27 protein-coding genes are annotated in these 22612 nt (G+C 66.4%); 13 read left to right on the top strand and 14 right to left on the bottom strand.

The features are described 5' to 3' along the window. Positions 1–20: 20 nt before the first annotated feature. Positions 21–920, bottom strand: coding sequence for a LysR substrate-binding domain-containing protein (locus tag BSY239_RS02625; protein WP_172823061.1), 900 nt, complete (start codon positions 918–920; stop codon positions 21–23). A gap of 184 nt (positions 921–1104) precedes the next feature. On the opposite strand from BSY239_RS02625, the gene BSY239_RS02620 reads away from it, so the two are divergent. Together BSY239_RS02620 and BSY239_RS02615 are read left to right on the top strand one after the other, a co-directional pair. Next, the gene (locus BSY239_RS02620) at positions 1105–2259 is read left to right on the top strand and encodes an alpha-hydroxy acid oxidase (protein ID WP_069045463.1); all 1155 of its coding nucleotides are present in this window, start codon (positions 1105–1107) and stop codon (positions 2257–2259) included. Continuing rightward, a complete protein-coding gene (locus BSY239_RS02615; protein WP_083239770.1) occupies positions 2256–2768 on the top strand; it encodes an anti-sigma factor domain-containing protein in 513 nt (170 codons plus the stop codon). The genes BSY239_RS02620 and BSY239_RS02615 overlap by 4 nt, the downstream gene beginning before the upstream one ends. Positions 2769–2775: 7 nt before the next feature. Here BSY239_RS02615 and BSY239_RS02610 read toward each other — a convergent pair whose 3' ends face one another. After that, entirely contained in the window at positions 2776–3501 is a 726-nt protein-coding gene (locus tag BSY239_RS02610) for an SIMPL domain-containing protein (protein WP_069045461.1), read from the bottom strand. A 64-nt stretch (positions 3502–3565) separates the two neighbouring features. On the opposite strand from BSY239_RS02610, the gene BSY239_RS02605 reads away from it, so the two are divergent. Together BSY239_RS02605 and BSY239_RS02600 are read left to right on the top strand one after the other, a co-directional pair. Then, the gene (locus tag BSY239_RS02605; protein ID WP_083239769.1) at positions 3566–4870 is read left to right on the top strand and encodes a Y-family DNA polymerase; all 1305 of its coding nucleotides are present in this window, start codon (positions 3566–3568) and stop codon (positions 4868–4870) included. Next, positions 4830–5672: an enoyl-CoA hydratase-related protein gene (locus BSY239_RS02600; RefSeq protein ID WP_069045460.1), complete on the top strand. Its 843-nt coding sequence runs from the start codon at positions 4830–4832 to the stop codon at positions 5670–5672. The genes BSY239_RS02605 and BSY239_RS02600 overlap by 41 nt, the downstream gene beginning before the upstream one ends. A gap of 9 nt (positions 5673–5681) precedes the next feature. Here BSY239_RS02600 and BSY239_RS02595 read toward each other — a convergent pair whose 3' ends face one another. From BSY239_RS02595 to BSY239_RS02580, 4 genes are read right to left on the bottom strand one after another with little or no spacing between them, the layout of a single operon-like run. Beyond that, positions 5682–6221, bottom strand: coding sequence for a cysteine hydrolase family protein (locus BSY239_RS02595; RefSeq protein ID WP_069048732.1), 540 nt, complete (start codon positions 6219–6221; stop codon positions 5682–5684). Between the two features lie 45 nt (positions 6222–6266). Next, entirely contained in the window at positions 6267–6947 is a 681-nt protein-coding gene (locus BSY239_RS02590; RefSeq protein WP_069045459.1) for a DUF4286 family protein, read from the bottom strand. Positions 6948–6981: 34 nt separating this feature from the next. Further along, entirely contained in the window at positions 6982–7467 is a 486-nt protein-coding gene (locus tag BSY239_RS02585) for a GNAT family N-acetyltransferase (protein ID WP_069045458.1), read from the bottom strand. 5 nt (positions 7468–7472) lie between these two features. Then, positions 7473–7871: a PPC domain-containing DNA-binding protein gene (locus tag BSY239_RS02580; protein ID WP_069045457.1), complete on the bottom strand. Its 399-nt coding sequence runs from the start codon at positions 7869–7871 to the stop codon at positions 7473–7475. 180 nt (positions 7872–8051) lie between these two features. Between BSY239_RS02580 and BSY239_RS02575 the strand changes: the two genes are divergently transcribed. Continuing rightward, positions 8052–9113, top strand: a complete 1062-nt coding sequence (locus BSY239_RS02575; protein WP_069045456.1) for a histone deacetylase family protein — start codon at positions 8052–8054, stop codon at positions 9111–9113. Here the strand turns inward: BSY239_RS02575 and BSY239_RS02570 are convergent, their stop codons facing one another. Beyond that, positions 9114–9713: a ferritin-like domain-containing protein gene (locus tag BSY239_RS02570; protein WP_069045455.1), complete on the bottom strand. Its 600-nt coding sequence runs from the start codon at positions 9711–9713 to the stop codon at positions 9114–9116. A gap of 208 nt (positions 9714–9921) precedes the next feature. On the opposite strand from BSY239_RS02570, the gene BSY239_RS02565 reads away from it, so the two are divergent. From BSY239_RS02565 to BSY239_RS02545, 5 genes are all read left to right on the top strand, one after another. Beyond that, the gene (locus BSY239_RS02565) at positions 9922–10857 is read left to right on the top strand and encodes a DUF3034 family protein (RefSeq protein ID WP_069045454.1); all 936 of its coding nucleotides are present in this window, start codon (positions 9922–9924) and stop codon (positions 10855–10857) included. 23 nt (positions 10858–10880) lie between these two features. Then, a complete protein-coding gene (locus tag BSY239_RS02560) occupies positions 10881–11357 on the top strand; it encodes a group I truncated hemoglobin (protein ID WP_069045453.1) in 477 nt (158 codons plus the stop codon). Between the two features lie 20 nt (positions 11358–11377). After that, positions 11378–12037, top strand: coding sequence for a cupredoxin domain-containing protein (locus tag BSY239_RS02555; RefSeq protein WP_069045452.1), 660 nt, complete (start codon positions 11378–11380; stop codon positions 12035–12037). 68 nt (positions 12038–12105) lie between these two features. Then, positions 12106–12678 (top strand): RNA polymerase sigma factor, encoded by a 573-nt coding sequence (locus BSY239_RS02550; RefSeq protein WP_069045451.1) that lies wholly within the window; start codon positions 12106–12108, stop codon positions 12676–12678. A 10-nt stretch (positions 12679–12688) separates the two neighbouring features. Then, a complete protein-coding gene (locus tag BSY239_RS02545) occupies positions 12689–13468 on the top strand; it encodes an anti-sigma factor (RefSeq protein WP_069045450.1) in 780 nt (259 codons plus the stop codon). A 16-nt stretch (positions 13469–13484) separates the two neighbouring features. On the opposite strand, the gene queF is transcribed toward BSY239_RS02545, so the two are convergent. The 7 genes from queF to BSY239_RS02510 form a co-directional block, all read right to left on the bottom strand. Then, a complete protein-coding gene (gene queF / locus BSY239_RS02540; RefSeq protein ID WP_069045449.1) occupies positions 13485–14336 on the bottom strand; it encodes an NADPH-dependent 7-cyano-7-deazaguanine reductase QueF in 852 nt (283 codons plus the stop codon). Beyond that, positions 14333–15253 carry an alpha/beta fold hydrolase gene (locus tag BSY239_RS02535; protein ID WP_069045448.1) on the bottom strand — a complete coding sequence of 307 codons (921 nt, stop codon included), beginning with the start codon at positions 15251–15253 and terminating at the stop codon, positions 14333–14335. Before BSY239_RS02535 ends, queF begins: the two co-directional genes overlap by 4 nt. Positions 15254–15263: 10 nt before the next feature. Then, the gene (locus tag BSY239_RS02530) at positions 15264–16121 is read right to left on the bottom strand and encodes a 2OG-Fe(II) oxygenase (RefSeq protein ID WP_069045447.1); all 858 of its coding nucleotides are present in this window, start codon (positions 16119–16121) and stop codon (positions 15264–15266) included. A gap of 10 nt (positions 16122–16131) precedes the next feature. Continuing rightward, positions 16132–16908, bottom strand: a complete 777-nt coding sequence (gene yaaA, locus BSY239_RS02525) for a peroxide stress protein YaaA (RefSeq protein ID WP_069045446.1) — start codon at positions 16906–16908, stop codon at positions 16132–16134. A 93-nt stretch (positions 16909–17001) separates the two neighbouring features. Beyond that, positions 17002–17592: a DUF3501 family protein gene (locus BSY239_RS02520; protein WP_069045445.1), complete on the bottom strand. Its 591-nt coding sequence runs from the start codon at positions 17590–17592 to the stop codon at positions 17002–17004. A 9-nt stretch (positions 17593–17601) separates the two neighbouring features. After that, positions 17602–18951 (bottom strand): (Fe-S)-binding protein, encoded by a 1350-nt coding sequence (locus BSY239_RS02515; protein WP_069045444.1) that lies wholly within the window; start codon positions 18949–18951, stop codon positions 17602–17604. Positions 18952–19127: 176 nt separating this feature from the next. Further along, positions 19128–19550 (bottom strand): rubrerythrin family protein, encoded by a 423-nt coding sequence (locus BSY239_RS02510; protein WP_069048731.1) that lies wholly within the window; start codon positions 19548–19550, stop codon positions 19128–19130. A gap of 266 nt (positions 19551–19816) precedes the next feature. Here BSY239_RS02510 and BSY239_RS02505 point away from each other — a divergent pair, with 266 nt between their 5' ends. The 3 genes from BSY239_RS02505 to BSY239_RS02495 all read left to right on the top strand — a co-directional run bounded on the left by BSY239_RS02505 (position 19817) and on the right by BSY239_RS02495 (position 22531). Next, complete coding sequence (locus BSY239_RS02505) at positions 19817–20428, top strand: VOC family protein (protein ID WP_069045443.1); 612 nt, start codon at positions 19817–19819, stop codon at positions 20426–20428. Positions 20429–20606: 178 nt separating this feature from the next. Next, positions 20607–22337: an FAD-dependent oxidoreductase gene (locus tag BSY239_RS02500; RefSeq protein WP_069045442.1), complete on the top strand. Its 1731-nt coding sequence runs from the start codon at positions 20607–20609 to the stop codon at positions 22335–22337. Beyond that, entirely contained in the window at positions 22334–22531 is a 198-nt protein-coding gene (locus BSY239_RS02495) for a DUF2783 domain-containing protein (RefSeq protein ID WP_069045441.1), read from the top strand. Before BSY239_RS02500 ends, BSY239_RS02495 begins: the two co-directional genes overlap by 4 nt. Positions 22532–22612: the final 81 nt, after the last annotated feature.

The raw sequence follows: 22612 nt of genomic DNA, 5'->3' as shown, positions 1-22612 counted from the left end.
GGATGGAGGCCGCGCGTGCTTCAGCGCAAGGGCGTCGCCAGCAAGGTATCGATGAGCGACTGCGCCGCCGCCGACGGTGCCTCGCTCTCGCGGGTGGCCAGGCGGTGGGTTCTGAACGCCCAGGTCTCGTCCAACGGCACCGCCACGATGGGCAGGTGCGCCAGCTGGGGCGCGATCGCCTCGACCGGCAGCACCCCCACCCCCAGCCCACCGGCCACCATGCGGCACACCGCGTCGAAGCTGCGCATCTGCATGCGGATGCGCAGCTGGTGGCCCAACAGCGCGGCGGCGGACAACATGCGGCTGGAGATCGCGTTGCCGTCGGTCAAACAGACCAGTTCCTCGTGCAGGAAGTCGGTGAGCTTCACTTCGCGTCGGCTGGCCAGGGCGTGCGAGCGGGGAGCGATCAGCATCAGCGTGTCGCTGAAAAAATCCACCAACCGCAAACCCTGCAGCGGGTGCGCGATGTCGACGATGCCCAGATCGGCGCGCCCCTCCAGCACCGGGAGAGGGATGTCGGGGCTGCTGCGCTCCTCTATCTCCACGCGGATGAGCGGGAAGCGCCTGGCAAACGCATCCAGCCCCTGGGGCAGCACCTCCAGCAAGGCCGAAGTGTTCGCCATCACCCGCACACTGCCCTGCAAACCCTGCCCCACGTCGATCAGATCGAGCGCCAGGCGGTCGGCATCGGCCAGCAATTCGCGCCCTCGTTGCACCAGCAGGTGCCCGGTGGGTGTGGCACGCACGCCGCGCGAAGACCGTTCGAAGATGCGCACGCCCAGCGTGGCTTCAAGTGCCGAGATGCGTGCGCTGGCCGCGCCCAGCGCCAGGTGCACCCGATCGCTGCCCGCGCTGATGGAGCCGCACTCGGCCACCGCCACAACGACGCGCAGGGTGATCAGGTCAAACGGTTCGGACACGGGGTGGACGGTTGGCAGGTGTTGGGCGAGGAAGCCTTGCATGATGGCACGGGGTCTCAAGAAATTTCAATCCGCCCGATGCAGCTTTCACAAGCGCTCGGCGAAACACACCGCTAACATGCGTGCCACGGCCGCCGTGTGCACCGCCCGGCCACCCATTCGAACAACAACCCCTGGAGACTTCATGACCGTCATCACCACCGTCGAAGACCTGCGCGTGCTCGCCCAGAAGCGCGTGCCGCGGATGTTCTACGACTACGCCGACAGCGGCTCCTGGACCGAAGGCACCTACCGCGCCAACAGCGAGGACTTCCAGAAGATCAAGCTGCGCCAGCGCGTGGCGGTCAACATGGAAAACCGCAGCACCCGCAGCACCATGGTGGGCCAGGAGGTGGCGATGCCGGTGGCGATTGCGCCCACGGGCCTGACCGGCATGCAGCACGCCGACGGTGAAATCCTGGCCGCGCGCGCGGCGAAAAAGATGGGTATTCCGTTCACGCTCTCCACCATGAGCATCTGCTCCATCGAGGACGTGGCACAGCACGCCGGTGAAGGTTTCTGGTTCCAGCTGTATGTGATGAAAGACCGCGCGTTCATCGAGCGCCTGATCGACCGCGCCAAGGCCGCCAACTGCGCGGCACTGGTGCTCACGCTCGATCTGCAGATCCTGGGCCAGCGCCACAAGGATCTGAAAAACGGCCTGTCGGCCCCGCCCAAGCTGACCATCGCCAACATGATCAACATCGCCACCAAACCGCGCTGGGCGATGGGCATGCTGGGCACCAAACGCAAGCAGTTCGGCAACATCGTCGGCCATGTGAGCGGCGTGGAAAACATGGGCAGCCTCAGCGAATGGACCGCCAAGCAGTTCGACCCGGCGCTGAACTGGGGCGACGTGGAGTGGATCAAGAAGCGCTGGGGTGGCAAGCTGATCCTCAAAGGCATCCAGGACGTGGAAGACGCACGCTTGTCGGTGGCCTCGGGCGCGGACGCGCTGATCGTGAGCAACCACGGCGGGCGCCAGCTCGACGGGGCGCAGAGCAGCATCGAGGCGCTGCCGGCCATCGTGGATACCGTGGGCAGCCAGATCGAGGTGCACATGGACGGCGGCATCCGCAGCGGGCAGGACGTCTTGAAGGCGCGTGCCCTGGGCGCGCGCGGTGTTTACATCGGCCGCCCCATGCTCTACGGCCTGGGCGCCATGGGCGAAGCAGGCGTGTCCAAGTGCCTGCAGATCATCCACCGCGAACTCGACCTCACCATGGCCTTCTGCGGCCACACCAACATCGAGACGGTGGACAAGAGCATCCTGCTGCCCGGCACCTTTCCCACACCATGACCCCGCTTGAGCCGCCGGCACGGCCGCGCACCTCGAAGTTGTGGCTGGGCATCAGCGTGGTGCTGGCGCTGGTGCTGCTGCTGGGCGCAGCCACCACGGCCAGCATGGTTGAACAGCTCAAGGCGCAGATCGTGCACCTGCAGGAACGCCTGCTGGTCACCCCGCAGGTGCGTTACGTGTCGGTGCTGCTGGACGCCCAGGAACTGCCCGCCCTGCTGGTGACCATGGACCCGCAGGCCGGCGTGTTGCAGCTGCAGCGGCTCAACGAAGTGAAAGAGGGGCGCGAGGACAGCATGCAGCTGTGGGCGCTCTCCGCCAACCAACCGCCGCGCTCGCTGGGTGTGATCCAGAGCAAGTTCAAGACGCTGCAACTGCCCGCAAAAGAAGCCCACCTGACCGGTGCGACCAAGCTGGCGATCAGCGTGGAGAACAAGGGCGGCGTGCCCGAGGCCGTGGGGCCTCGCCTGCCCTATCTGTTCCAGGGCTGGTTGATCCAGAAGGCGATCTGACGCCAGCTCACTTCAGCTCGTATTCGAAGGTGCTCACCACCCGCAGCCGCTTCATGCGCGAGCTGCCGTCGTCGAAGTCGTTGCCGTCGTCACCAGTGATGCGGATCACCCCCTGGTTGGCGTTCTTCAACGGACCGAGTTCGGCGCCGGCTTCGGCGGCAAACTTGTCGGCTTGCTCGCGGGCGTTGCGCGTGGCTTCGGCCAGCAAGGGCGCCTTGATGTCGTTGAAGCCGCGCAGCTGAAAACGCGGGCCGCTGCGACCCCCTTCGTTTTCACCGCCCAACTGCACGCCCGCCTGGATCAGCGGGTCCACCGCACGGGCGGCGCCCTCCACCTCGGCCACGCGGGCCGACTTCACCAGCACCTGACCGGTGCCGTTGAAGCGGAACGGCTGGTTGCCCTGCGCGTACTCGCGGGTGAAGAGGTCCTGCACCTGCAGCGGCTTGGCCTCCACCTCGGCATCGGTGAAACCGCGCTGCCTCAGGAAGGCCGCCACCTTGTCGCGGTCGCCGGCCAGGGCCTGCTGCACACCACCGAAGTCGTTGCCGGCGCGGCGGAACGACAGCGTCCACACGGCGAAGTCACTCTCCACATCCTTCTCGGCCAGTCCCTTGACCGTGACCGAGCGGTCCGACATGCGAAAACGCTCCAGACCCTGGCTCACGGCGAAGCCGGCCACGGCGATGCCGACGGCGATCAACAGCGCGGTGACGAGACGGGCGATCGTGTTCATGAACAGTCCTCCAGAAGCGGTTTGCCGACCGGTGGCCAGCGTCTCGCGCCATGGTAATCCCGCTATGCTCAGGCGCGTGCAAGCACCATCCGATCCGACCCTGCCGCGGCGCATTGCGCACTTGGACATGGACGCGTTTTTTGCGTCGGTGGAGTTGCTGCGTTACCCGCAACTCAAGGGCCTGCCGGTGGTGATTGGTGGTGGCCGGCGGCGCGAAGACGACCTGCTGCAGCGCCTGCGGGAGACCTACCCCGACCGCGAATGGGCCACCGACAGCCTGGACCACATCCCGGTCGATTTCTTTCCACGCCTGGCCGGCTACACCGGGCGCGGCGTGGCCACCACCGCCACCTACGCGGCGCGCCAGTTCGGCGTGGGCTCGGCCATGGGCCTGATGAAGGCGGCCAAGCTGTGTCCGCAGGCGATCCTGCTGCCGGTGGACTTTGACGAGGTGCGCCGCATCTCGCGCCTGTTCAAAAGCACCATCCGCGAGATTGCACCGGTGGTGGAAGACCGCGGTGTGGATGAGGTGTACATCGACTTCACCCACGTGCCCGGTGGTCAGCGCGAAGGCGGGCGCGTGCTGGCGCGCCTGATCCAGAAGAGCATCTTCCAGGCCACCGGGCTCACCTGTTCCATCGGCGTGGCGCCCAACAAGCTGATTGCCAAGATGGCGAGCGAGTTCAAGAAGCCCAACGGCATCAGCGTCGTGCAGACCGATGACCTGCAAACACTGATCTGGCCGCTGCCCTGCCGCAAGATCAACGGCGTGGGCCCCAAGGCCGACGAAAAGCTGCAGGGCCACGGCATCCACACCATCGGCGACCTGGCGCAACGGGAGCGCGGGTGGTTGATCAACACCTTCGGCAAGAGCTACGGCGCGTGGCTGCACGAAGTGTCGTGGGGCCGGGACGAGCGCCCGGTGCAGACCGAGAGCGAGCCGGTGAGCATGAGCCGCGAGACCACCTTCGAGCGCGACCTGCACGCCGTGCGCGACCGTGTCGAACTCGGCGCCATCTTCACGCGGTTGTGCGAGCAGGTGGCCACCGACTTGAGCAACAAGGGCTACCTGGGCAAGACCATCGGCATCAAGCTGCGCTACGACAACTTCCAGAGCGTCACGCGCGACGTGACCCTGGACCACTTCACCGCCGACCCCGCCACCATCCGCCGCCAGGCCGGCCTGTGCCTCAAGCGGGTGGACCTCTCGCGGCGCATCCGGCTGCTGGGCGTGCGCGTGGGCAAACTCGTCAAGCCCGGGACAGACGGCAGCGTGCCGCAGGTCTACAGTGAATCCGCTTCACCCCCACCACGAGACAAGACCCGCCATGACCGCAACGACCTGCTTTTCCCTGAGCTCGACGGCTAACGTCGCCCACCTGGTGATGAGCCGCCCGGCCGAGCTCAACACCATGAACCCCACCTTCTGGCGCGAGCTCGACGAGGTGTTGACCCAGGTCCACGCCGAAGGCACGGCGCGCGCGCTCGTCATCAGCAGCACCGGCAAACACTTCAGCGCCGGCATGTCGCTGGAGACCTTCGCCGGCGCCATCAGCATGGACGACAACAGCCCCGAAGGCCGCGCCGCCATCTTCGACCTGCTCACCGACATGCAGGCCACCTTCACCAAGCTGGAGAACCTGCGCATGCCGGTGATCTGCGCCATCCAGGGCGGCTGCATCGGCGGCGCGGTCGACATGGTCACGGCCGCCTGCATGCGCTACGCAAGTGCCGACGCCTTCTTCTGCATCCAGGAAATCAACATCGGCATGGTGGCCGACGTGGGCACGCTGCAGCGCCTGCCCAAGCTGATCCCGCTGGCGGTGGTGAAAGAGCTGGCCTACACCGGCCGCCGCTTGCCAGCCAGCAAGGCCATGGGCTACGGCCTGGTCAACGAGGTGTTCGACACGCACGAGGCCACGGTGGCTGCCGCGCTGCAATGCGCCCGCGAGATTGCATCCAAACCGCCGGTGGCCATCTGGGGCACCAAACAGGCGGTGAACTACGCACGCGACCACTCGGTGGAAGACAGCCTGCGCCAGATGGGCTGGTTGCAGGGCGCGGTGTGGAGCAACGCGCATGTGCGCGAAGCGATCACCGCGATCAAGGAGAAGCGCGCGGGCGATTTCACGCCGCTGTCGGCGCTGCAGACGTTCAAGTCGCTGGGCTGAGCGCTCGCTTCAAACGCCAATCTGCAGGTCGGCGCTGGCCACCGCCAGCACGCGCGGCCCGAAGCTGGAGATGTTGGTCAGGGTGGCGTTGTGGTGCTCGATCACCAGGCGTGGCGTGAGCACCGCGTTGCCCGCCGAGGTGTGCGCATCCGCCACCAGCGTCACCGGGTACCCCTTGGCCAGTGCACGGCGGATCGTGGTGTCCACACAAAACTCCGTGTGCATGCCGCAAACAATCAGTTCACGGACGCCGCGCGCCTTGAGCAGGGCGTCGAGGTCGGTGCCCTGAAAGGCGTCCGGCGTGGTCTTGCGCACCCGCAGATCTTCCGCCGCCGCTTGCAAGCCATCGGCCAGCTGCCATTCGCGGCTGCCGTGCGCCAGGTACCCGGCTCTGGACTCGTGCTGGATGAACACCACTGGCCAGCCGGCGCCGCGAACCTGGGCGGACACGCCGTTGATGCGCGCGATCACCTCGTCGGACTCGAAGGCCCGGCCCTCGCCTTCACACAAGCCTTGTTGAACGTCGATGATGAGCAATGCGGTGGTCATGGGATGGGCGTGCAACGGTTGCGTTTCGGCGATCTGCACAGCGTATCAGGCGCGCATGTCGGCGGCGGTGAGCGCATGCACAGCCTCGTAGCCAGCGCTGACCACCTCGGTGGCGCCCTGCCGCTCCAGCGCCTCGGCGCTCAGCTCTGCTTGCGTCAACCCGGCAACGGCAGCGCGCTCATAGCCCGTCACCAGCATGGCCCAATCCACCCCGGTGTCGGCACCGCGGATGCGTTGCTCGGCCGTCATCTCGGGCGTGAGACCGCTGCGCAGCAGGTGAACGCTGCTCAGCCCCCGCTGCTCGGGCAACCCGGGCAACAGGTCCTGGCTCAGCCACGATTCCAGCGACGCCTCTTGGCCCGGCGCCGGCTTGAAGCGAAGCAACCCCGCAAAGTGCCCCATGCCATGCCCGTGGCTGCTGACCACCGAGCACAGACCCCGCGTCATGCCCCGGTAGTGCGGCATCATTTTTTGCGTCCACGGCGACGGGTTGTTGAGCCGCTCCAGATAGCCGGGCGAAGCCAGCGTTTCCAGACGTTCCACCTCGTAGAGCACCAGGTACCTCGGCGCCCCCGAGGTGGCGACCCAGCGTGTGCCCCGGAGAAAACCCGGGATCGACAGGCGCTCGGGCAGGTGCTCGTGGGTGTGCCAGTCGTCGTGTTCGGCGATGGCTTCTTCGACGATGTCGAAGGTGAGCAGCATGGCGGCCTGGCCTGGCAAGGTCATGGGTGTTCTTTCTGTTGAAACGGCGCCATGGGTTTTACGGTGCGTCGAAGGTGAAGAGTTGTTCGTTGACTTCCTTGCCCCACTGCGCTCCCCGTTGCGTGCGGGCCAGCACAAAGCCATGCTTCTCGTACAGGTGGCGTGCTGCGTGAAGCTCGTCGAACGTCCACAGGTACACCTTGCGGTAGCCGCGCGCACGGCAAAACGCCATGGCGGCCTCCAGCAATTGGGCGCCCACTCCCTGGCCGCGCGACGCATCCGAGGCGATGAACCACCGCAGATGGGCGCCAGCCTCCTCATGGTGCGAGCCATCGATCACCACCGAGCCTTGAATCCCGGTTGCGCCCTGCGCCAGCCACAGGCCGTCGCGTTCGGGTTCGAAGCGCAGGCAAAACGCGGACAACTCGGTCGCCACCTTGGCCTCGAACGCCGCACCGAACCCGACCGTGCGGGCATAGAAGCTTGCATGCATCTCCACCACACGACCAATGCAACCGGGGATGTAACCCGCGTGGATGTTCATGACAGTCACGGCGCGGACCGGACCACCAGCTCGCCGAAGCCGGTTGCTGCATCGTGCTCGCGCGTGAGCGTGCCCTTCGGCAGCAGCGCCAGCAAGACCTCGGCCGTGGTCCTGACTGTGCTGCCCTGACCCAGATGCCCACCGGACACACGGCCCGCCGCGTCGGACACCGACGCGTGCAGGTGGGCACCCGCCGTACTCAGACTCCCGGACAAACTCAACATCTCCAGCGGCCCGGCCAGCAGGGTGGTTTCGGTTGCGTCCGCGTACCGAAGGCTGACCTGCACCAGGCTGCCGATGCCGGCCACCACGAAGGCGGAGTCCGTGCCATGGCTGAGCGGGAGTGCTTCCAGGGCGCGCCGAAGGTCGGTGCCGGGGAGCAGGCGAATGGGAAGAAGGGTCATGTGTGCAATGAGGCAGGCAGATACTCAACCAGTGAGTCGGGTGGGGACACACTCCTGCATGGCGGACCCCGGATCATTCTGCATGCTGGTTTCCTTCTCGCCAACAACCACCGTTGGAGGGAGCTTTCTGTTCGACGGTACAAACGTGCACTCAGCTCATCCGAAGTTCCATCTCCTCCCATGAAAACCTTCCACAACCCCCACCACGCTGCCCACGCAGGCCAGCAAGAGATGTTCCGCGGCCGCATGGTGCCCTGCCACGAGGTGCCCGCGCGGCTGGACTTTGTGCTGGCCGAGTTGCAGCGCCGCCCGCTGGGGACGCTGCAGACGCCCGAGGTGGATGACACCCTGCTGGACGCCGCCATTGGCCGCGTGCACAGCGCCCGGTACCTGGACTTCCTGTGCGGCGCCTGGGCCGAGTGGGTGGCCATGGACCCGGGCAATGCCGAACGCGACGCCTTGCCGTCGGTGTGGCCGCTGCCCAACCGGCACGGTTTTCGCAACGATGTGCTGCCCACCAACTTTGCGGCGCGGCTGGGCCTGTTCAGCTTTGATTCGGGTTCACCGCTCACGGCGGGCACCTGGGCGGCAGCGCGCGGCGGTGCGGCTTGTGCGCTGGCGGCGGCGCTGGACGTGGCGGCGGGTGAGCGCAGCGCGTTTGCGCTCTCGCGCCCGCCGGGGCACCACGCAGGACCCGATTTTCTGGGGGGCTACTGTTTTTTGAACAACGCGGCCATTGCGGCCCAGGCGCTGCGCGATGCCGGTCACACGAAGGTGGCGGTGCTCGACGTGGACTACCACCACGGCAACGGCACGCAGACCATCTTTTACGAGCGGGCGGATGTGTTGACCGTCTCCATCCACGGCGATCCGGCCACCGAGTACCCGTTTTTCCTGGGCCATGCGGACGAGCGCGGCGCGGGCGCGGGTGAAGGCTTCAACCTGAACCTGCCGCTGCCGCGTGGCACCGGCTTCGGCACCTGGCGCGCGGCACTGGCCACCGCTGTGGAAGCGGTGCAGCGTTTTGGCGCGACGGCCTTGGTGGTGCCCATGGGGCTGGACACCTTCGAAGGCGACCCGATCTCGGGCTTCACCTTGAAGAGTGCCGACTACTTCACCGTGGGCGAGGCTCTGGCCAGCGCCAGGCTGCCCACGGTGTTCACGTTTGAAGGCGGCTACGCGGTGGACGCCGTGGGCACCAACGCAGTGAACCTGCTGGAAGGTTTCCAGCAGGCCGCTTGATCAGGCGCCGAACGACAAGGCACCAGGAGGCAGGGGACGACCCAGGGCGCTGGTGAGCACGGTGTAGTGCATGGTCTCGTCGGCCGCCAGGCGCGCGGCCACCTTGGCCAGCTCGCGGTCGCCCAGGGCCGGGATCACGCTCAGGTAGGCGTTGGTCGCACCCAGTTCCAGGCGGGCGGCGAGGTCCAGCACGTCGGCCTGGCTCTTGAGCGATGCGGCGTTGAGCGACTTGGCGTAGTCCTCCAGCTTCATCTCGGCAACCGGCTTGCCGCCGAGCTTCTGGATGGTGGCGATCAGCGCGTCGCGGTGGGTCTTGTGGTGGCCCTGGAACTGCACGGCGACATCAAGCACGGGCTTTTGCAGCAAACCGCTGCCGGCACCGAGCTGGTAGGCGTTGATGGCTTCGTGTTCCAGGCCGAGTGCCACGTTGAGGATGCCCACGTCCTTGGACATGTCCATCTTCTGCGCGTGGGCGGCGGCCATCACGTCGTTGCCGGCGAGCAGGGCCACGGCGGCGGCGGAGAGCACACCACCGCTGCGCATGAAGCCACGGCGGGAGGCGGGGGAGATCAGGGAATCGGGGGTCTGGATCTTGTTCATGAGGTGTCCTTGGTTGGGTGGGGCGATCGGTTGTCCACCGGCACGGGGCGTAGTGACAACCGTCACGTTGGATACGCAGCCCCCACCGCCGGTGGATTCAAAAAGCCCCTTCATCGCTGCGGGCCACTGCGGTTTGAGGTCGCTTGAATCCACTCCGCCGGCCATTGCGTATCCAGATGGTCCGACAACAACCCACGACCCGCTCACCATGTCCCTTCACAACGCCCTCCCCGTCCGATTCCTGCCCCTGGCTGCAGCCGCTGCGCTGCTGACCGCAGCGCCTGCCCACGCAGACACGGGCAAACTGCTGCTCACCGGTGGCGTCAGCAGCGTCGAAGGCGCAGCCGGCGGCGGCATTTCGCCCTGGGCCGTGATCGGCAGCCAGGCCACCGAAGGCGAAGTGGGCGTGTCGGCCTACGTCAGTCGAGCCAGGACGCGCGACTACGGTCTCAATGCGTATGGCGTGGCTGTGGGCATCCACGACCGCCTTGAGCTCTCGGTGGGCCGGCAAGATTTCAGCACCGGCGTCACCGGCACAGGCCTGGGGCTGCCGGGCCTGCACCTGAAGCAGGACATCGTGGGCGCCAAGCTGCGCGTGGCCGGCGACGCCGTGCTCGACAGCGACAGCCTGATGCCGCAGATCGCCGTGGGTGTCCAGTTCAAGCACCTGCAGTCCAGCGGCCTGGACGGCACGCTCGGCGCCCTGGGCGCCAAGCGCAACGGCGCCGACCTGTACGTGAGCGCCACCAAGCTGTTTCTCGCCCAGGGCATCCTGGTCAACGGCACGCTGCGCGCCACGAAAGCCAACCAGGGCGGCCTGCTCGGCTTCGGCGCCACGCTGGGCGGCGCGGACAACGGCTACGAACTGCAGCCGGAAATTTCGGTGGCGTACCTGATCAACAGCAAGCTCGCTGTGGGTGTTGAATACCGCGCCATGCCCAACAAGTTGCAGCGCGCCGGCCAGGCCGCCGGTCTGGGCGACGGCCTGCGCGCCGACGACTGGAAGGACATCTTCATCGCGTATGCGCCGAGCAAGAACGTGTCCATCACCGCCGCCTACGTGGACCTGGGCCGCATCGTGCCGGCCACCACCAGCGGGCGCAAACAGACCGGCGTGTACGTCTCGGCCCAGATCGCGTTCTGAACCCTTCACTTTCGAGTCTCACCATGAAACACCTCATCACCGCCACCGCCCTCACCCTGTTCGCCCTGGCCAGCGGCGCCACGCTCGCCCAGTCCATGAAACCCGCGCCGTCTGCCGCCAGTGCCTATCCGGTGGCACCCGCCGCTGGTCTGTACCAGGCCTTTGGCGAAGAAGCCGGCATCCGCAGCCTCATGGACGACTTCGTGGTTCGCCTCAAGGCCGATCCGCGCATTGGTGACCAGTTCACGGACACCAACCTGAACAACCTTGCCAAGTCGCTGAGCGACCAGCTCTGCCAGCTCTCCGGTGGCCCCTGCGTCTACAAGGGCCCCGACATGAAGACCGCACACGCCGACCGGGACACCACCCGCGCCCAGTTCAACGCGCTGGTGGAGGTGCTGCAGCAATCCATGGACGCGCGCGGCATTCCGTTCACCCGCCAGAACCAGATGCTGGCCCTGCTGGCCCCGATGCACCGCGACGTGATCACCGTTCGCTGAACCACCGACCGGTCCCGACCATGAAACACCCGAACACCACCGCCTGGCTGATCGCCGCCGCCACGCTGTTTCCGCTCGCCGCACAGGCCGCCACGGTGCAGGTGACCGTGCTCGGTCGCGACGGCAAGCCCCTGGCCGACGCGGTGGTGGTGATCGAACCCACCACGGGTCCCAAGCCTGCCGCGCCCACCCCGGTCTCTGCCACCATCCACCAGCAGAAGATGCAGTTCGTGCCCGGCACGAGCGTGTTGCCCGTGGGCTCCAAAGTCACGTTCACCAACCTCGACAGCTGGGAGCACCACGTGCGCGCCACCCCCGCCGGGCTGGCGTCGTTGAATGCCGGACCGGCGTCGGGCTTTGAACTGCGGCTCGACGGCAAGGGCGAAGGCAGGGAGCCGTCCCGTTCGGAAGTGACCTTGACCAAAGCGGGCGCCATGCAGCTCGGCTGCCACCTGCACGGCTCCATGCGGGGCTTCATCTTTGTGGCGGACTCCCCCTGGACGGTGCAGACCGACGCCAACGGCGTGGCCACCCTGCAAGGTGTTCCCGAAGGTGCGGCCCAGGTGCGTGTGGTGCACGCCGACCAGATTCTCGAGGCGCCGCCCGTGGCGGCCAACATCACGCCGGTGACGGCGCTGAGCCTGCCCACGCAGGTCCAACCCCGTCGGCGCCGGCCGTGAGCACCTTGCCCGCCTACTTCCAAGTCCCGCCACGGGCATGGGGCCAGCCGGTACCGCACAATGAATGCATGAGCGCACAACCCGATGACCTGCTGATGGACCTGATCGACCGCGTCGCCCGGCGCGACGAGGTCGCCCTCAAAGCCCTGTACGACCTGACCTCGTCCAAGCTGTATGGCCTGTCCATGCGTGTGGTGGGCAAGGCCGAATGGGCCGAAGACGTCTTGCAGGAAACCTTTTTGCAGATCTGGCGCAGCGCGGGCGACTACCGCGCCTCGCTCAGCCCGCCCATGGCCTGGCTGGGTTTGATCGTGCGCAGCCGCTCGCTCGACTACCTGCGCCGGCGCAGTGCCGAGCGCACCCACCTCACCGACGAGATCGACGACGCGATGTCCGACACCCTGGAAGGCGATTCGCCCAACCCGATGGACACCACCCTGGCCAGCCAGCAGGCCTGGGCGCTGCACCAGTGCCTGGCCAAGCTGGAGAACCGCCAACGCGAGGTGGTGAGCCTGGCGTACCTGCGCGACCTCAGCCACAGCGAACTGGCCGAGCAGCTCAGCCTCCCCCTGGGCACCGTCAAGACCTGGATCCGGCGCGGGCTGGACCAGTTGCGTACCTGCATGGCGCGCTTTGCGTGAAGAGACTGTCATGAACCTGATCCAACACCCCGAACTGCTCGACAGACTGGCCGCCGCCCACGCGCTGGGCACCCTGCGTGGTGGCGCCCGTCGCCGCTTTGAAGCCATGGCGCGCGAACAAGCGCCGGTGCGCGCCGCCGCCCTGGTGTGGCAAAGCCGCGTGGCCAGCATGAACGAACTGCAGACCGCACAACAACCCGCACCCGCCGTGTGGACCCGCATTGAAAACCTGGTGCAGGGCGAGAGCCAGCAGCAGGCCATGGCCGCAGCGCGCGCACAGGCCACGAAGCCACAAGCCAGCGGCTGGCTGCGCAGCCTGGCGCTGTGGCGCGGCGCCACCGCCGCCGGTGCACTCGCCACCGTGTTCGCGCTCGTCACCGCCGTGGGCTTGCGCGACAACCTGGGCGCGCAGATCAACGAACTGCAGGCCAAGCTCTCGGCCACACCGCAGATCGAATACGTGGCCGTGCTCAACGACGACCAGGCCAGCGCCTCCATGCTGGTGACCTTCGATCCGAAAAACGGCAAGCTCACGCTGCAACGCGTGGGCGGCTTTCAGGAAGCCAGCGACAAGTCGCTGCAGCTCTGGGCCCTGCCGCCTTCAGGCGGTCCGCGCTCCCTGGGTGTCTTGACGCAGGAGCGGCTGCTCCAACTCGCCGCGGGCGAAGCCGATGTGCGCGAAGTGCCCGCCCTGGCCGTCAGCCTGGAGCCCAAAGGCGGTGTGCCGAGCGAACGCGGCCCGACCGGACCGGTGCTGTTCAAGGGTGCGCTGATCCAGAAGATGATCTGAACGGCGCCGGCAGGCTCTACTGCCGCGCCGTGCGCACGTTCGCCGGTGGCGACTGCGGATGGCTGGTGCGCCAGGGGTTGATGTCCAGACCGCCGCGGCGCGTGTAGCGCGCGTACACCGCCAGCTTGGTGGGCTTGCAGCGCGCCAGCACGTCCATGTAGATGCGCTCCACGCACTGCTCGTGGAATTCGTTGTGGTTGCGAAAACTCACGATGTACTGCAACAGCCCCGCCTGGTCGATCTGCGGGCCGCTGTAGCTGATCTGCACGCTGCCCCAGTCGGGCTGGCCGGTCACCAGGCAGTTGCTCTTGAGAAGATGGCTCACCAGGATTTCGTCCACCGGCTTTTCATCGAACGCGGCGGTGAGCAGCTCCGGCGCGGGCTGGTAGCGCGTGCATTCCACGTCGAGCCGGTCGATCGACAGGCCGGCGAGCTCCTGCACCTTCTCGCGCTCCAGCTGCTCGGGCAGCAAGAGCTTCACGCCGGCGCTGGACTGCATCGGGCCGCCGTGCCAGATGGCGGTGCTCACATCGGCGCGGATGCGGTCGCGCACCGCGTCCGCGCTGGCAAACGCCGTGTTGTTGAAGCTGTTGAGGTAGAGCTTGAACGACTTGCTCTCGACGATGTGCGTGCTCTCGCAAGGCACGGTGATGTGGGCCAGGGCCACCTGCGGTTTGCCGCGCGGGTTGAGCCAGCTGAGCTCGAACGCGGTCCACAGGTCGGCACCCAGAAACGGCACGCTGCCGGTGATGCCGATCTCGCGCCGTTTGGTCTCGCGCGGCAGGGGAAACAGCAGGCCGGCATCGTACTGGTCCACGTAGGCCGAGGCCTGGCCGAGTTGCGATTGTTCGGGGGTGTTCTGGGTCATGTCGGGGCGGTGTTTGAGGCGCTGTTGGCGAAACTCTGTGCGGCCTGAATGTGGGGAACGATGTGGCTGGCCAGAAGCGCGGCCACGCCGGGTGGCCAGTCGTGGCCCATGCCCTCGATGGCTTCGAACCGCGAGCCGGCGATGCGCGCGGCGGTGTCCTGCCCACAGGCCAGCGGCACCAGCGGGTCGGCGGTGCCGTGCACCACGAGCGTGGGGCAGGCGATGCCTTTCAGCACGGCATGGCGTCCTGTGTCGGACGCCACAGCGAGCAACTGGCGCGCCACGCCATCGGGGTTGCGGCTGCGCACCGCGTCGGCCAGCACGCGCTGCTCGAAGGCAGGCATGTCTTGCGGGAAGGCGGGGCTGCCGATGAGGCGGAACATGTGGAGGGCGTGGGCGGCCACGTGTTCGGGGCGCTGGGTGCGCGGGCGCTTGAGCAGGGCGCGGCTCACCTGCGGACGTGGGCCGGGCAGGCCGGGCGCACCGCTGGAACTCATGACGCTGGTCAGGCTGAGCACGCGCTGCGGCACGGTGGCGGCCACGCGCTGCGAGATCATGCCGCCCATGGACACACCCACCAGATGGGCCCGCTGCACGCCCAGCGCGTCGAGCAGGCCGATGGTGTCCTGGGCCATGTCTTGCAGGCTGTAGGGCGAGCGGACGGCCAAGCCCAGGCGGGATCGCACGAGCTGCCAGCCGACGTTGGGCACGCCGAGGTGGTCCAGCTGGCTGGAGAGGCCGACGTCGCGGTTGTCGAAGCGGATCACGCGGTGGCCGGCCTGCACGAGGGCCTGCACCAGCGATGTGGGCCAGGCGGTGAGCTGCATGCCCAGGCCCATGGTGAGCACCACGGCGGGAGCATGTTCGTCGCCGTCGCTCTCGAACTCGATGCGCAGGCCGTTGTGGGTGATGTTCATGCCGGGTACGTCAGACGAACTCGCGTTCGCGCAGCCACTTGGTGGCAACCCATTTCTCGCCCTCGATCACCGGTGCACCGCCGTGCAGCGTGCGGGTGGACGGGTGGGGACGGTCGTAGTTGAAGAACACCGCGTTGCCGCGCACGGGCGCCACCTCCAGCCCCGCGTCGGGGAAGGTGGTGCCGCCGCCGCGCGCGGGCTCGCTCAGGTACATGACCAGCGTGGCCAGCCGTTGCCCGCCGCGCTTGAGGATGTTGGGCGTGCCGGGCTCGTCGGGGTCGAAGTAGTCGTAGTGCGGCTTGTACTCGGCGCCCGGGCGGTAGTGCAGCACCTGCAGGCCTTCGCCGTTTTCAATGGGCCAGTTCAGCAGGCGGGCAATGCGCGCCTCGATGCGCGTGACCTCGGGCGTCTGCCCGCGCGCGAAGAAGGTGCCACTGCTGGTGCGGTCGGGGTTGAGTTCCTCACCACCGGTTTTGGTGGCCACGGTGAGCGAACGCGCGAGTTGCGGGCGGGCCGATTCGATCAGTGCGTCGCACTCTTCGGCACTCAGCAGGTTGCCAAGCACCACCACGCGCGGCTGGTTGAGCGAGGCGATCACGTCGACCATGCGATCGCCCACGTCGATCTGGCGCGGTGACTGGCTCAGGTCCAGGTCGGGCAGGTGCTTCGCGCCTTCGCGGCGCACCACCGGTGTGGGCTGCGGCGCCACCGCCGCGGGCTCTTTCCAGGTGGCCTTCAGCGCCTTGAGCGCCACCGCTTCCTGCCATCCCGAGGCCACCATGGACGCCATCACCGCCTCGCGCGAAAACCCGGCCGCGGCCTGCTCCACGATCCACTGGCGCAACTCGATGGTGACGGACTGGTTCATGGCAGTGTCCTCAGAACTTGGCCTCGCGGCGGAACACGAGTCGGTCGGGTCCGGAGGCGGCGCTGTTGAAGCGGTAGCCCTCCAGGTCAAAGTGTTTGAGCTGCTCGGGCGTGCTGGCACGGTGCTGCACAGCGTAGCGCACCATGAGCCCGCGCGCGCGCTTGGCCATGAAACTGATCACCTTGTAGCCATCGGCCTTGCGCTCCTCAAACACGCAGGTGACCACGCGCGGCAGCAACACCTTGCGGTCGACCACCTTGAAATACTCTTCGCTGGCGAGGTTGATCACCACCGGGCTCACGTCGGCCTGGGCGCGTTCGTTCAGGTGGTCTGCGATCTGGCGGCCCCAGAACGCGTAGAGGTTCTTGCCCCGGCCGGTCGCCAGGCGCGTGCCCATCTCCAGCCGGTAAGGCTGCATCCGGTCGAGCGGGCGCAGCACGCCGTAGAGGCCGCTCAGGATGCACAGGTGCTGCTGCAGCCAGTCCAGATCGGGCTCGGCAAGCGTTTTCGCGTCCAGCCCGCCGTACACGTCGCCGTCAAAGGCCAGCACGGCCTGCTTGGAGTTTTTCGCGGTGAAGCGGGGTGCCCAGGCCTGGTAACGCGCCACGTTCAAACCCGAGAGCGTGTCCGACAGCTTCATGAGCTCTGCAATCTGCTGCGGCGACTGGTCGCGCAGCACACCAATGAGCTCGGCGGCCTGCTTCACAAAAAGCGGCTGGGTGTGGGTGGCCACATGGGGTGGGGTCTCGTAGTCGAGCGCCTTGGCGGGGGAGATGAGGAACAGCATGTGGCAAGCGGTGCGAGGCGGCGTCGCGGGTGGGCGGGCTGGGCAAGAAAAAGGCTTCCCGAGGGAAGCCTTGATTATCGCCACCGCACCGGGTTACTTCAGGTCGCCCGCGAGAGACGCCAGTGCTTCCGGGGACACCTGCACATGCGAGGGGTAGTGGGTGTGGTCGCAGCCGATCTTGACAGCAGCTCCCGCCTGGATCGCCGCGCGCATCGGCGGCGTGAATTCGAAACGCACGAAGTGCACGGCCGAGGTCTTGACCTCGTTCTCGCGGTCCAGGTCCTCATCGGCGATGGAGTACACGCGGGCATGACCTTCAACCTCGACGAAGAGGCGGTCCTCCACGCCGATCAGGCGCGCCAGTTCACGCTTGCGCTCGTTGACGTCGGGGTACTCGATCATCATCGTGGCCTTCCAGTTGTGGCCGTCGGGCACCAGCGGCGCATAGGCCTCGATCTCCTGCTGGATGCCCTCTTCCTCGAACACCTTCTCGATGCGCAGCATTTCCTGGATCTGGTAACGGATGGTGGTCTCGCTCTCGAACTGCAGGTTGATGTGCTCCCCCAGTCGCACGCTGCGCAACTTGCGGTGCGCAATGATCTCGGGCTTGTGCAGCTTGCGCCACTTGGTGTAGGCCTCAAGGCTCATGAGCGAATCGGCGGTGATGTGTCCGGTGAGTTGCATGTTGCCTCTTCATTTCAATCCGTACGCGCGAGCCACCAGGCTCAGCGGGTGCTGGAGTTCGGGTGCGCCGAGGCCATTCACTTCAAACCCCTGCGCGATGTGGTGACCGCCCAGCGGGCAGTCCGAGCTGATGACGTCGGGTGGGCTGCCGTCCTTCATGGTGGCCATGGCCTTGAACACCGGCTTGCCGATCTTCATGGCGGTCTGGTGGGTGGCCTTCTTCACGCCGAAGGTGCCGGCGTGGCCGGAGCAGCGTTCGATGGTGTTGAGCGTGGTGCCTGGAACCATCTTGAGCATCTCTTCGGTCTTGCGCCCGATGTTCTGCACCCGACCATGGCAGGGGATCTGGTAGCTCACCTTGCCCAGCGCCTGCGGGAATTCGGTCTTGAGCAGGCCGTCTCGCTTGCGCGCCATGAAGTATTCAAACGGGTCCCACAGGTGTTCCTTCACCAGCTGCGTGTCGGCGTCGCCGGGGAACATCAGCGGGATCTCCTGCTTGAACATCAACGAGCAGCTGGGCACCGCCGAGAGGATGGCGAAACCGTCTTTCGCGTACTTCGCCAGCACCGGGATGTTGGCCTCCTTGCTGGCTTGCACCGAATCGAGGTCACCCAGTTCCAGCTTGGGCATGCCGCAGCATTGCTCCTTCTCCACGATCACATAGGGAATCTCGTTGTGGTCCAGGATCCTGAGCAGGTCCAGGCCGATGCCGGGCTCGTTGTAGTTGATGTAGCAGGTGGAGAAGATGGCCACCTTGCCCGGCGTCTTCTCGCCATCTTTCACGGCCGTGTTTGTCGCTTCGGGCGCGGCGGAGCGAAATCGCTTCGTTGCGAGCTCGGGCAGCCACGCGTCCTTGTCGACACCGGCCACGCTTTCCATCACGCTGCGCGCCGCCTTCGTCTTGTTGATCGCGTTGACCGCCTGCACCACGATCGGAATGCCGGCGAACTGGCCGTGCACGTCGGTCGAGGCGAGGAATCTTTCGGCCAGGCCCACTTGGCCCTGCTTGAACTTGATGGCCTTGGCGCGCAGCATGGTGTGCGGGAAATCCAGGTTCCATTCGTGCGGCGGCGTGTACGGACACTTGGTCATGTAGCAGAGGTCGCACATGTAGCACTGGTCGACCACCTTCCAGTAGTCCTGCTTCGCAACCCCATCCACCTCCATCGTCTTGCTCTCGTCGACCAGATCGAACAGCGTGGGAAACGAGCCGCACAGGCTCACGCAGCGGCGGCAACCGTGGCAGATGTCGAAGATGCGCTCCAGCTCGTGGAAGCACTTCTCTTCGTCGTAAAAGTCGGGGTTCTTCCAGTCCAGCGGGTGCCGCGTGGGCGCCTGCAAATTGCCTTCGGTGGCCATGGGATCCTCGTCGAAAGAAATGACTTCACAAGGTTTCCGTCAGGGCTCGTTGAGCCCTGACGGAAACGCTGCGCTCAAGTGAGCGCAGCTTCCAGGACACGCGGAACTGGCTCCGCCAGGCCGCAGGTGTCGCCCCCTTGAGGGGGTCGCGCGAAGCGCGGCGGGGGTGGGTCAGTTCAGTCCACCAGTTCGTTCAGGGCCTTCTGGTAGCGGTTGGCGTGCGAACGCTCGGCCTTGGCCAGGGTCTCGAACCAGTCGGCCACTTCGTCAAAGCCTTCTTCGCGCGCGGTCTTGGCCATGCCGGGGTACATGTCGGTGTACTCGTGGGTTTCACCGGCCACGGCGGAAGCGAGGTTGTCGCGGGTGGAGCCGATGGGCATGCCGGTGGCGGGGTCACCGGACTGCTCCAGGAATTCGAGGTGGCCGTGCGCATGGCCGGTCTCGCCTTCGGCGGTGGAGCGGAACAGCGCCGCCACGTCGTTCTGGCCTTCCACATCGGCCTTGTTCGCGAAGTACAGGTAGCGGCGGTTGGCCTGGGATTCGCCGGCGAAGGCGTCCTTGAGGCATTGCTCGGTCTTCGAGCCTTTCAATGCGGGCATGTTCATCTCCTTGCGTGGGTTGAAGAAGCGCTCAGCCGTCGCAGAAAGTGGCCTGCAACCGCAGAGACCGCCAAACCATACCCCCGGCAGCAACACTCGGTCTAATAGTTCCGGCCTATGTGTCGAATCGATCCGGACTATCGGCCCAGACCCGGTGACAAGCCACGGGGAAAGCCACAAACTGAACTCATTTGCAGGGCATTTCATTACGATAAGGGAAATGCGTTGCATAATGTTGAATCTTAGCCGACTCAGAGGAGACATCCATGAACCCATCGAAGTTGCCCGCCCCGGCACCCATCCAGCAGTTGCACCACTACGCCTACCGCGCGAAAGATGCCGAAGAAACACGCCGTTTCTACGAGGACATCCTGGGCCTGCCGCTCTACCACATCATCCAGAGCGACCATGTGCCCAGCACGGGCGAATACTGCCCGTACACCCATTTCTTCTTCCGCCTGCAAGACGGCTCGTTCATTGCATTCTTTGATCTTGGCGACGACGAGGCGGCGTTGCCGAGCCCGAACACGCCGAAGTGGGTGAACCACATCAGCTTTCGTGTGAACACCGAGCAGGAGCTTGAGAACACCAAGGCGCGGCTGGAGGCCAGCGGCATCGAGGTGCTGGGCGTGACGGACCACCACATCTTCAAGAGCATCTACTTTTTCGATCCCAACGGCATTCGCCTGGAGCTCACGGCGCAGTTGGCCGACGAGTTCGAAATGCTGGAAGAAAGCAAGACGGCTCACGCGCGTCTGGCCGAGTGGAACGCACGCAAGGAACAGTGGCGCCGTGAACGCGCCGAGGGCAAATCGGCGGCGCCGCTGAAGCCGCAGCAGAACGATCGGCCTGAGGTGGTGGGGAAGGCTCAGGCCTGAGGTCCTTGGCACTGGCGTGGCGCCACTGGCGCAAGGGTGCATGGCGTTCTGCGCAGCGAACTGCAGGAGGCGGCGGCACCAGCCGCCGGGGACATTCGCGGAGCTGAGCGCCGCGCACCCATGCGCCCCGCGAGGTCTGCGCACACAACACGACGAAGACAAACCATAGGAGCGATGCATGTCGATCACCACGTACCGCGAAGCGGCACTCACCAACAACTATGAGTTCACCGGCGGCGGGGGCTACGAACTGCCCGAGTACCCGTTTGTCGAACCGCCCGAACTGCACGCCACCACCCCGGTGCGCCACTCCGTGGTCATCGTGGGAGGTGGCATCACCGGTCTCACCCTGGCCTGCTCGCTGGCCCGCCTGGGCGTGCGGGCGGTGTTGATCGACGAGGACAACACCGTCGGCGTGAAGGGTGCCTCATCGCGCGGCATCTGCTACACGCAGAAATCGCTGGAGATCTTCGAGCGGTTGGGCATTTTTGAACGCATCGCGGCCAAGGGCGTGCAGTGGAGCGTGGGCCGCACCTTCGCGGGCGACGACGAGGTGTACAGCTTTGATTTGCGCCAGCAGGGCAACTTCCATCTCTCCAGCCAGCCACCTTTCATCAACATCCAGCAGTTCTACATTGAAGGTTTCCTGGTCGAGCGCACGCAGGAACTCGGCGTGGTCGAACTGCGCTGGCAGAACCGCCTGACCGGGTTCGAGCAAAACGCCGACTTCGCCACCCTCACCGTCGAAACGCCCGCGGGCACCTACCGGCTGGAAGCCGAGCACGTGATCGACGCCACCGGCTCACACAGCCCGCTGCGCAAATGGCTCAACGTGCCGTTCGACAGCAAACGCGGCGACGACCGCTGGTGCATCGCCGACGTGCGCTTCACCACCCACCCGCCACAAGAGCGCCACACCTGGATCGAAGCGCCCTTCAACGAAAACCGCGCGGTCTGGCAGCACCTCATGGCCGACGACGTCTGGCGCATCGACTACCAGATGGCGCCCAACGCCGACCCCGAATACGTGAGCCGCGAAGACGTGGTGCGCGAACGCCTGGCGCGTCAGTTCGGGCCCGACGTTGAAGTGGAGATCGTCTGGGTCGGACCGTACGCGTACCGCAGCGAGTGTGTGCATGCCATGCGCCACGGCCGGGTGTACCTCATGGGTGACTCGGCCAAGGTGGTCAGCCCGTTTGGCGCGCGCGGTGGCAACACCGGCGTGGCCGATGCCGACAACCTGGCCTGGAAGTTGGCCGCCGTGCTCAGCGGCAAAGCCGACAGCGCGCTGCTGGACAGCTACAACGACGAACGCCTCGACGCCGCACAGCAAAACGTCTGCGTGACCAACCGCACCGCGCGTTTCCTGCGCCCGACCGACGGCACCGAACGCCTGTTCCGCCAGGCCGCCATCGGCTTGGCCAAACAACACCCGTTCGCGCGGGCCCTCATCAACACCGGCCGCATGGCCGTGGCCAACCCCTACGCCCGCTCGCGCGCCTGCACCTACGCGCCCGCCAGCGCTGCGGGCCAGTCGGTGCAGAACGTCGGATTTGAATGGGCCGACGGGACCCGAGGGGACGTGAACGACCTGCTCAACTGGGCTCATGGCGACCTGCTGGTGCTGGTGTTCGGCGACCTGCCTGCCGCAGCCCTGCAACGGCTGCGTCGCCTGTGCCTGGACTCGCCAGTGCGCAGCGTGCAGGTGCTCGGCGCGAGCGGCGCTGCGCAGGCGTTGGAACATGTGCGCGACCCCCAGGGCCATTTGAAGGGCGCTTGCCATGTGTTTGGCCACGCCTGGGCCCTGGTGCGCCCCGACGGCTACCTGGCCGCCACCGGAGAGACCATCAACACCCAGCTGGTGCGCGCCATCGAGCGCTCGCTGGGCCTGCGCGGAGAACCAGCATGAACACCAACCCCCACTTGCAGGACGCAGATGCGTTCTACGAACAACTGCTCGACGCCCACGCGGACCTCAGCCGCGATGAATCGGAACTGCTCAACGCGCGCCTGATCCTGCTGCTGGCCAACCAGATCGGGGACAGCGCCGTGCTCCAGGCGTGCGTGGCCGCCGCACGGGAACTACCGACCACCCCGGTCTGAGGGAGCTGTCGAATAAAATCGGCGGGCAATCCCATTTCCCCTGACGGCATCCTGCGGGATGCCGTTTCCATTTTTGGCTCG

The organism is Hydrogenophaga sp. RAC07, assembly GCF_001713375.1.
Taxonomy (GTDB): Bacteria; Pseudomonadota; Gammaproteobacteria; order Burkholderiales; family Burkholderiaceae_C; genus Hydrogenophaga.
Note: the sequence above shows the minus strand (reverse complement) of the source record. Positions and strands in the feature narration are given on the sequence as shown.

Bases quoted from the DNA above. Each gene is read 5' to 3' on its own strand.
- BSY239_RS02620 (WP_069045463.1), top strand. From the start codon at position 1,105: ATGACCGTCATCACCACCGTCGAAGACCTGCGCGTGCTCGCCCAGAAG.
- BSY239_RS02615 (WP_083239770.1), top strand. From the start codon at position 2,256: ATGACCCCGCTTGAGCCGCCGGCACGGCCGCGCACCTCGAAGTTGTGG.
- BSY239_RS02610 (WP_069045461.1), bottom strand. From the start codon at position 3,501: ATGAACACGATCGCCCGTCTCGTCACCGCGCTGTTGATCGCCGTCGGC.
- BSY239_RS02605 (WP_083239769.1), top strand. From the start codon at position 3,566: ATGCTCAGGCGCGTGCAAGCACCATCCGATCCGACCCTGCCGCGGCGC.
- BSY239_RS02600 (WP_069045460.1), top strand. From the start codon at position 4,830: ATGACCGCAACGACCTGCTTTTCCCTGAGCTCGACGGCTAACGTCGCC.
- BSY239_RS02595 (WP_069048732.1), bottom strand. From the start codon at position 6,221: ATGACCACCGCATTGCTCATCATCGACGTTCAACAAGGCTTGTGTGAA.
- BSY239_RS02590 (WP_069045459.1), bottom strand. From the start codon at position 6,947: ATGACCTTGCCAGGCCAGGCCGCCATGCTGCTCACCTTCGACATCGTC.
- BSY239_RS02585 (WP_069045458.1), bottom strand. From the start codon at position 7,467: ATGAACATCCACGCGGGTTACATCCCCGGTTGCATTGGTCGTGTGGTG.
- BSY239_RS02580 (WP_069045457.1), bottom strand. From the start codon at position 7,871: ATGACCCTTCTTCCCATTCGCCTGCTCCCCGGCACCGACCTTCGGCGC.
- BSY239_RS02575 (WP_069045456.1), top strand. From the start codon at position 8,052: ATGAAAACCTTCCACAACCCCCACCACGCTGCCCACGCAGGCCAGCAA.
- BSY239_RS02570 (WP_069045455.1), bottom strand. From the start codon at position 9,713: ATGAACAAGATCCAGACCCCCGATTCCCTGATCTCCCCCGCCTCCCGC.
- BSY239_RS02565 (WP_069045454.1), top strand. From the start codon at position 9,922: ATGTCCCTTCACAACGCCCTCCCCGTCCGATTCCTGCCCCTGGCTGCA.
- BSY239_RS02560 (WP_069045453.1), top strand. From the start codon at position 10,881: ATGAAACACCTCATCACCGCCACCGCCCTCACCCTGTTCGCCCTGGCC.
- BSY239_RS02555 (WP_069045452.1), top strand. From the start codon at position 11,378: ATGAAACACCCGAACACCACCGCCTGGCTGATCGCCGCCGCCACGCTG.
- BSY239_RS02550 (WP_069045451.1), top strand. From the start codon at position 12,106: ATGAGCGCACAACCCGATGACCTGCTGATGGACCTGATCGACCGCGTC.
- BSY239_RS02545 (WP_069045450.1), top strand. From the start codon at position 12,689: ATGAACCTGATCCAACACCCCGAACTGCTCGACAGACTGGCCGCCGCC.
- queF (WP_069045449.1), bottom strand. From the start codon at position 14,336: ATGACCCAGAACACCCCCGAACAATCGCAACTCGGCCAGGCCTCGGCC.
- BSY239_RS02535 (WP_069045448.1), bottom strand. From the start codon at position 15,253: ATGAACATCACCCACAACGGCCTGCGCATCGAGTTCGAGAGCGACGGC.
- BSY239_RS02530 (WP_069045447.1), bottom strand. From the start codon at position 16,121: ATGAACCAGTCCGTCACCATCGAGTTGCGCCAGTGGATCGTGGAGCAG.
- yaaA (WP_069045446.1), bottom strand. From the start codon at position 16,908: ATGCTGTTCCTCATCTCCCCCGCCAAGGCGCTCGACTACGAGACCCCA.
- BSY239_RS02520 (WP_069045445.1), bottom strand. From the start codon at position 17,592: ATGCAACTCACCGGACACATCACCGCCGATTCGCTCATGAGCCTTGAG.
- BSY239_RS02515 (WP_069045444.1), bottom strand. From the start codon at position 18,951: ATGGCCACCGAAGGCAATTTGCAGGCGCCCACGCGGCACCCGCTGGAC.
- BSY239_RS02510 (WP_069048731.1), bottom strand. From the start codon at position 19,550: ATGCCCGCATTGAAAGGCTCGAAGACCGAGCAATGCCTCAAGGACGCC.
- BSY239_RS02505 (WP_069045443.1), top strand. From the start codon at position 19,817: ATGAACCCATCGAAGTTGCCCGCCCCGGCACCCATCCAGCAGTTGCAC.
- BSY239_RS02500 (WP_069045442.1), top strand. From the start codon at position 20,607: ATGTCGATCACCACGTACCGCGAAGCGGCACTCACCAACAACTATGAG.
- BSY239_RS02495 (WP_069045441.1), top strand. From the start codon at position 22,334: ATGAACACCAACCCCCACTTGCAGGACGCAGATGCGTTCTACGAACAA.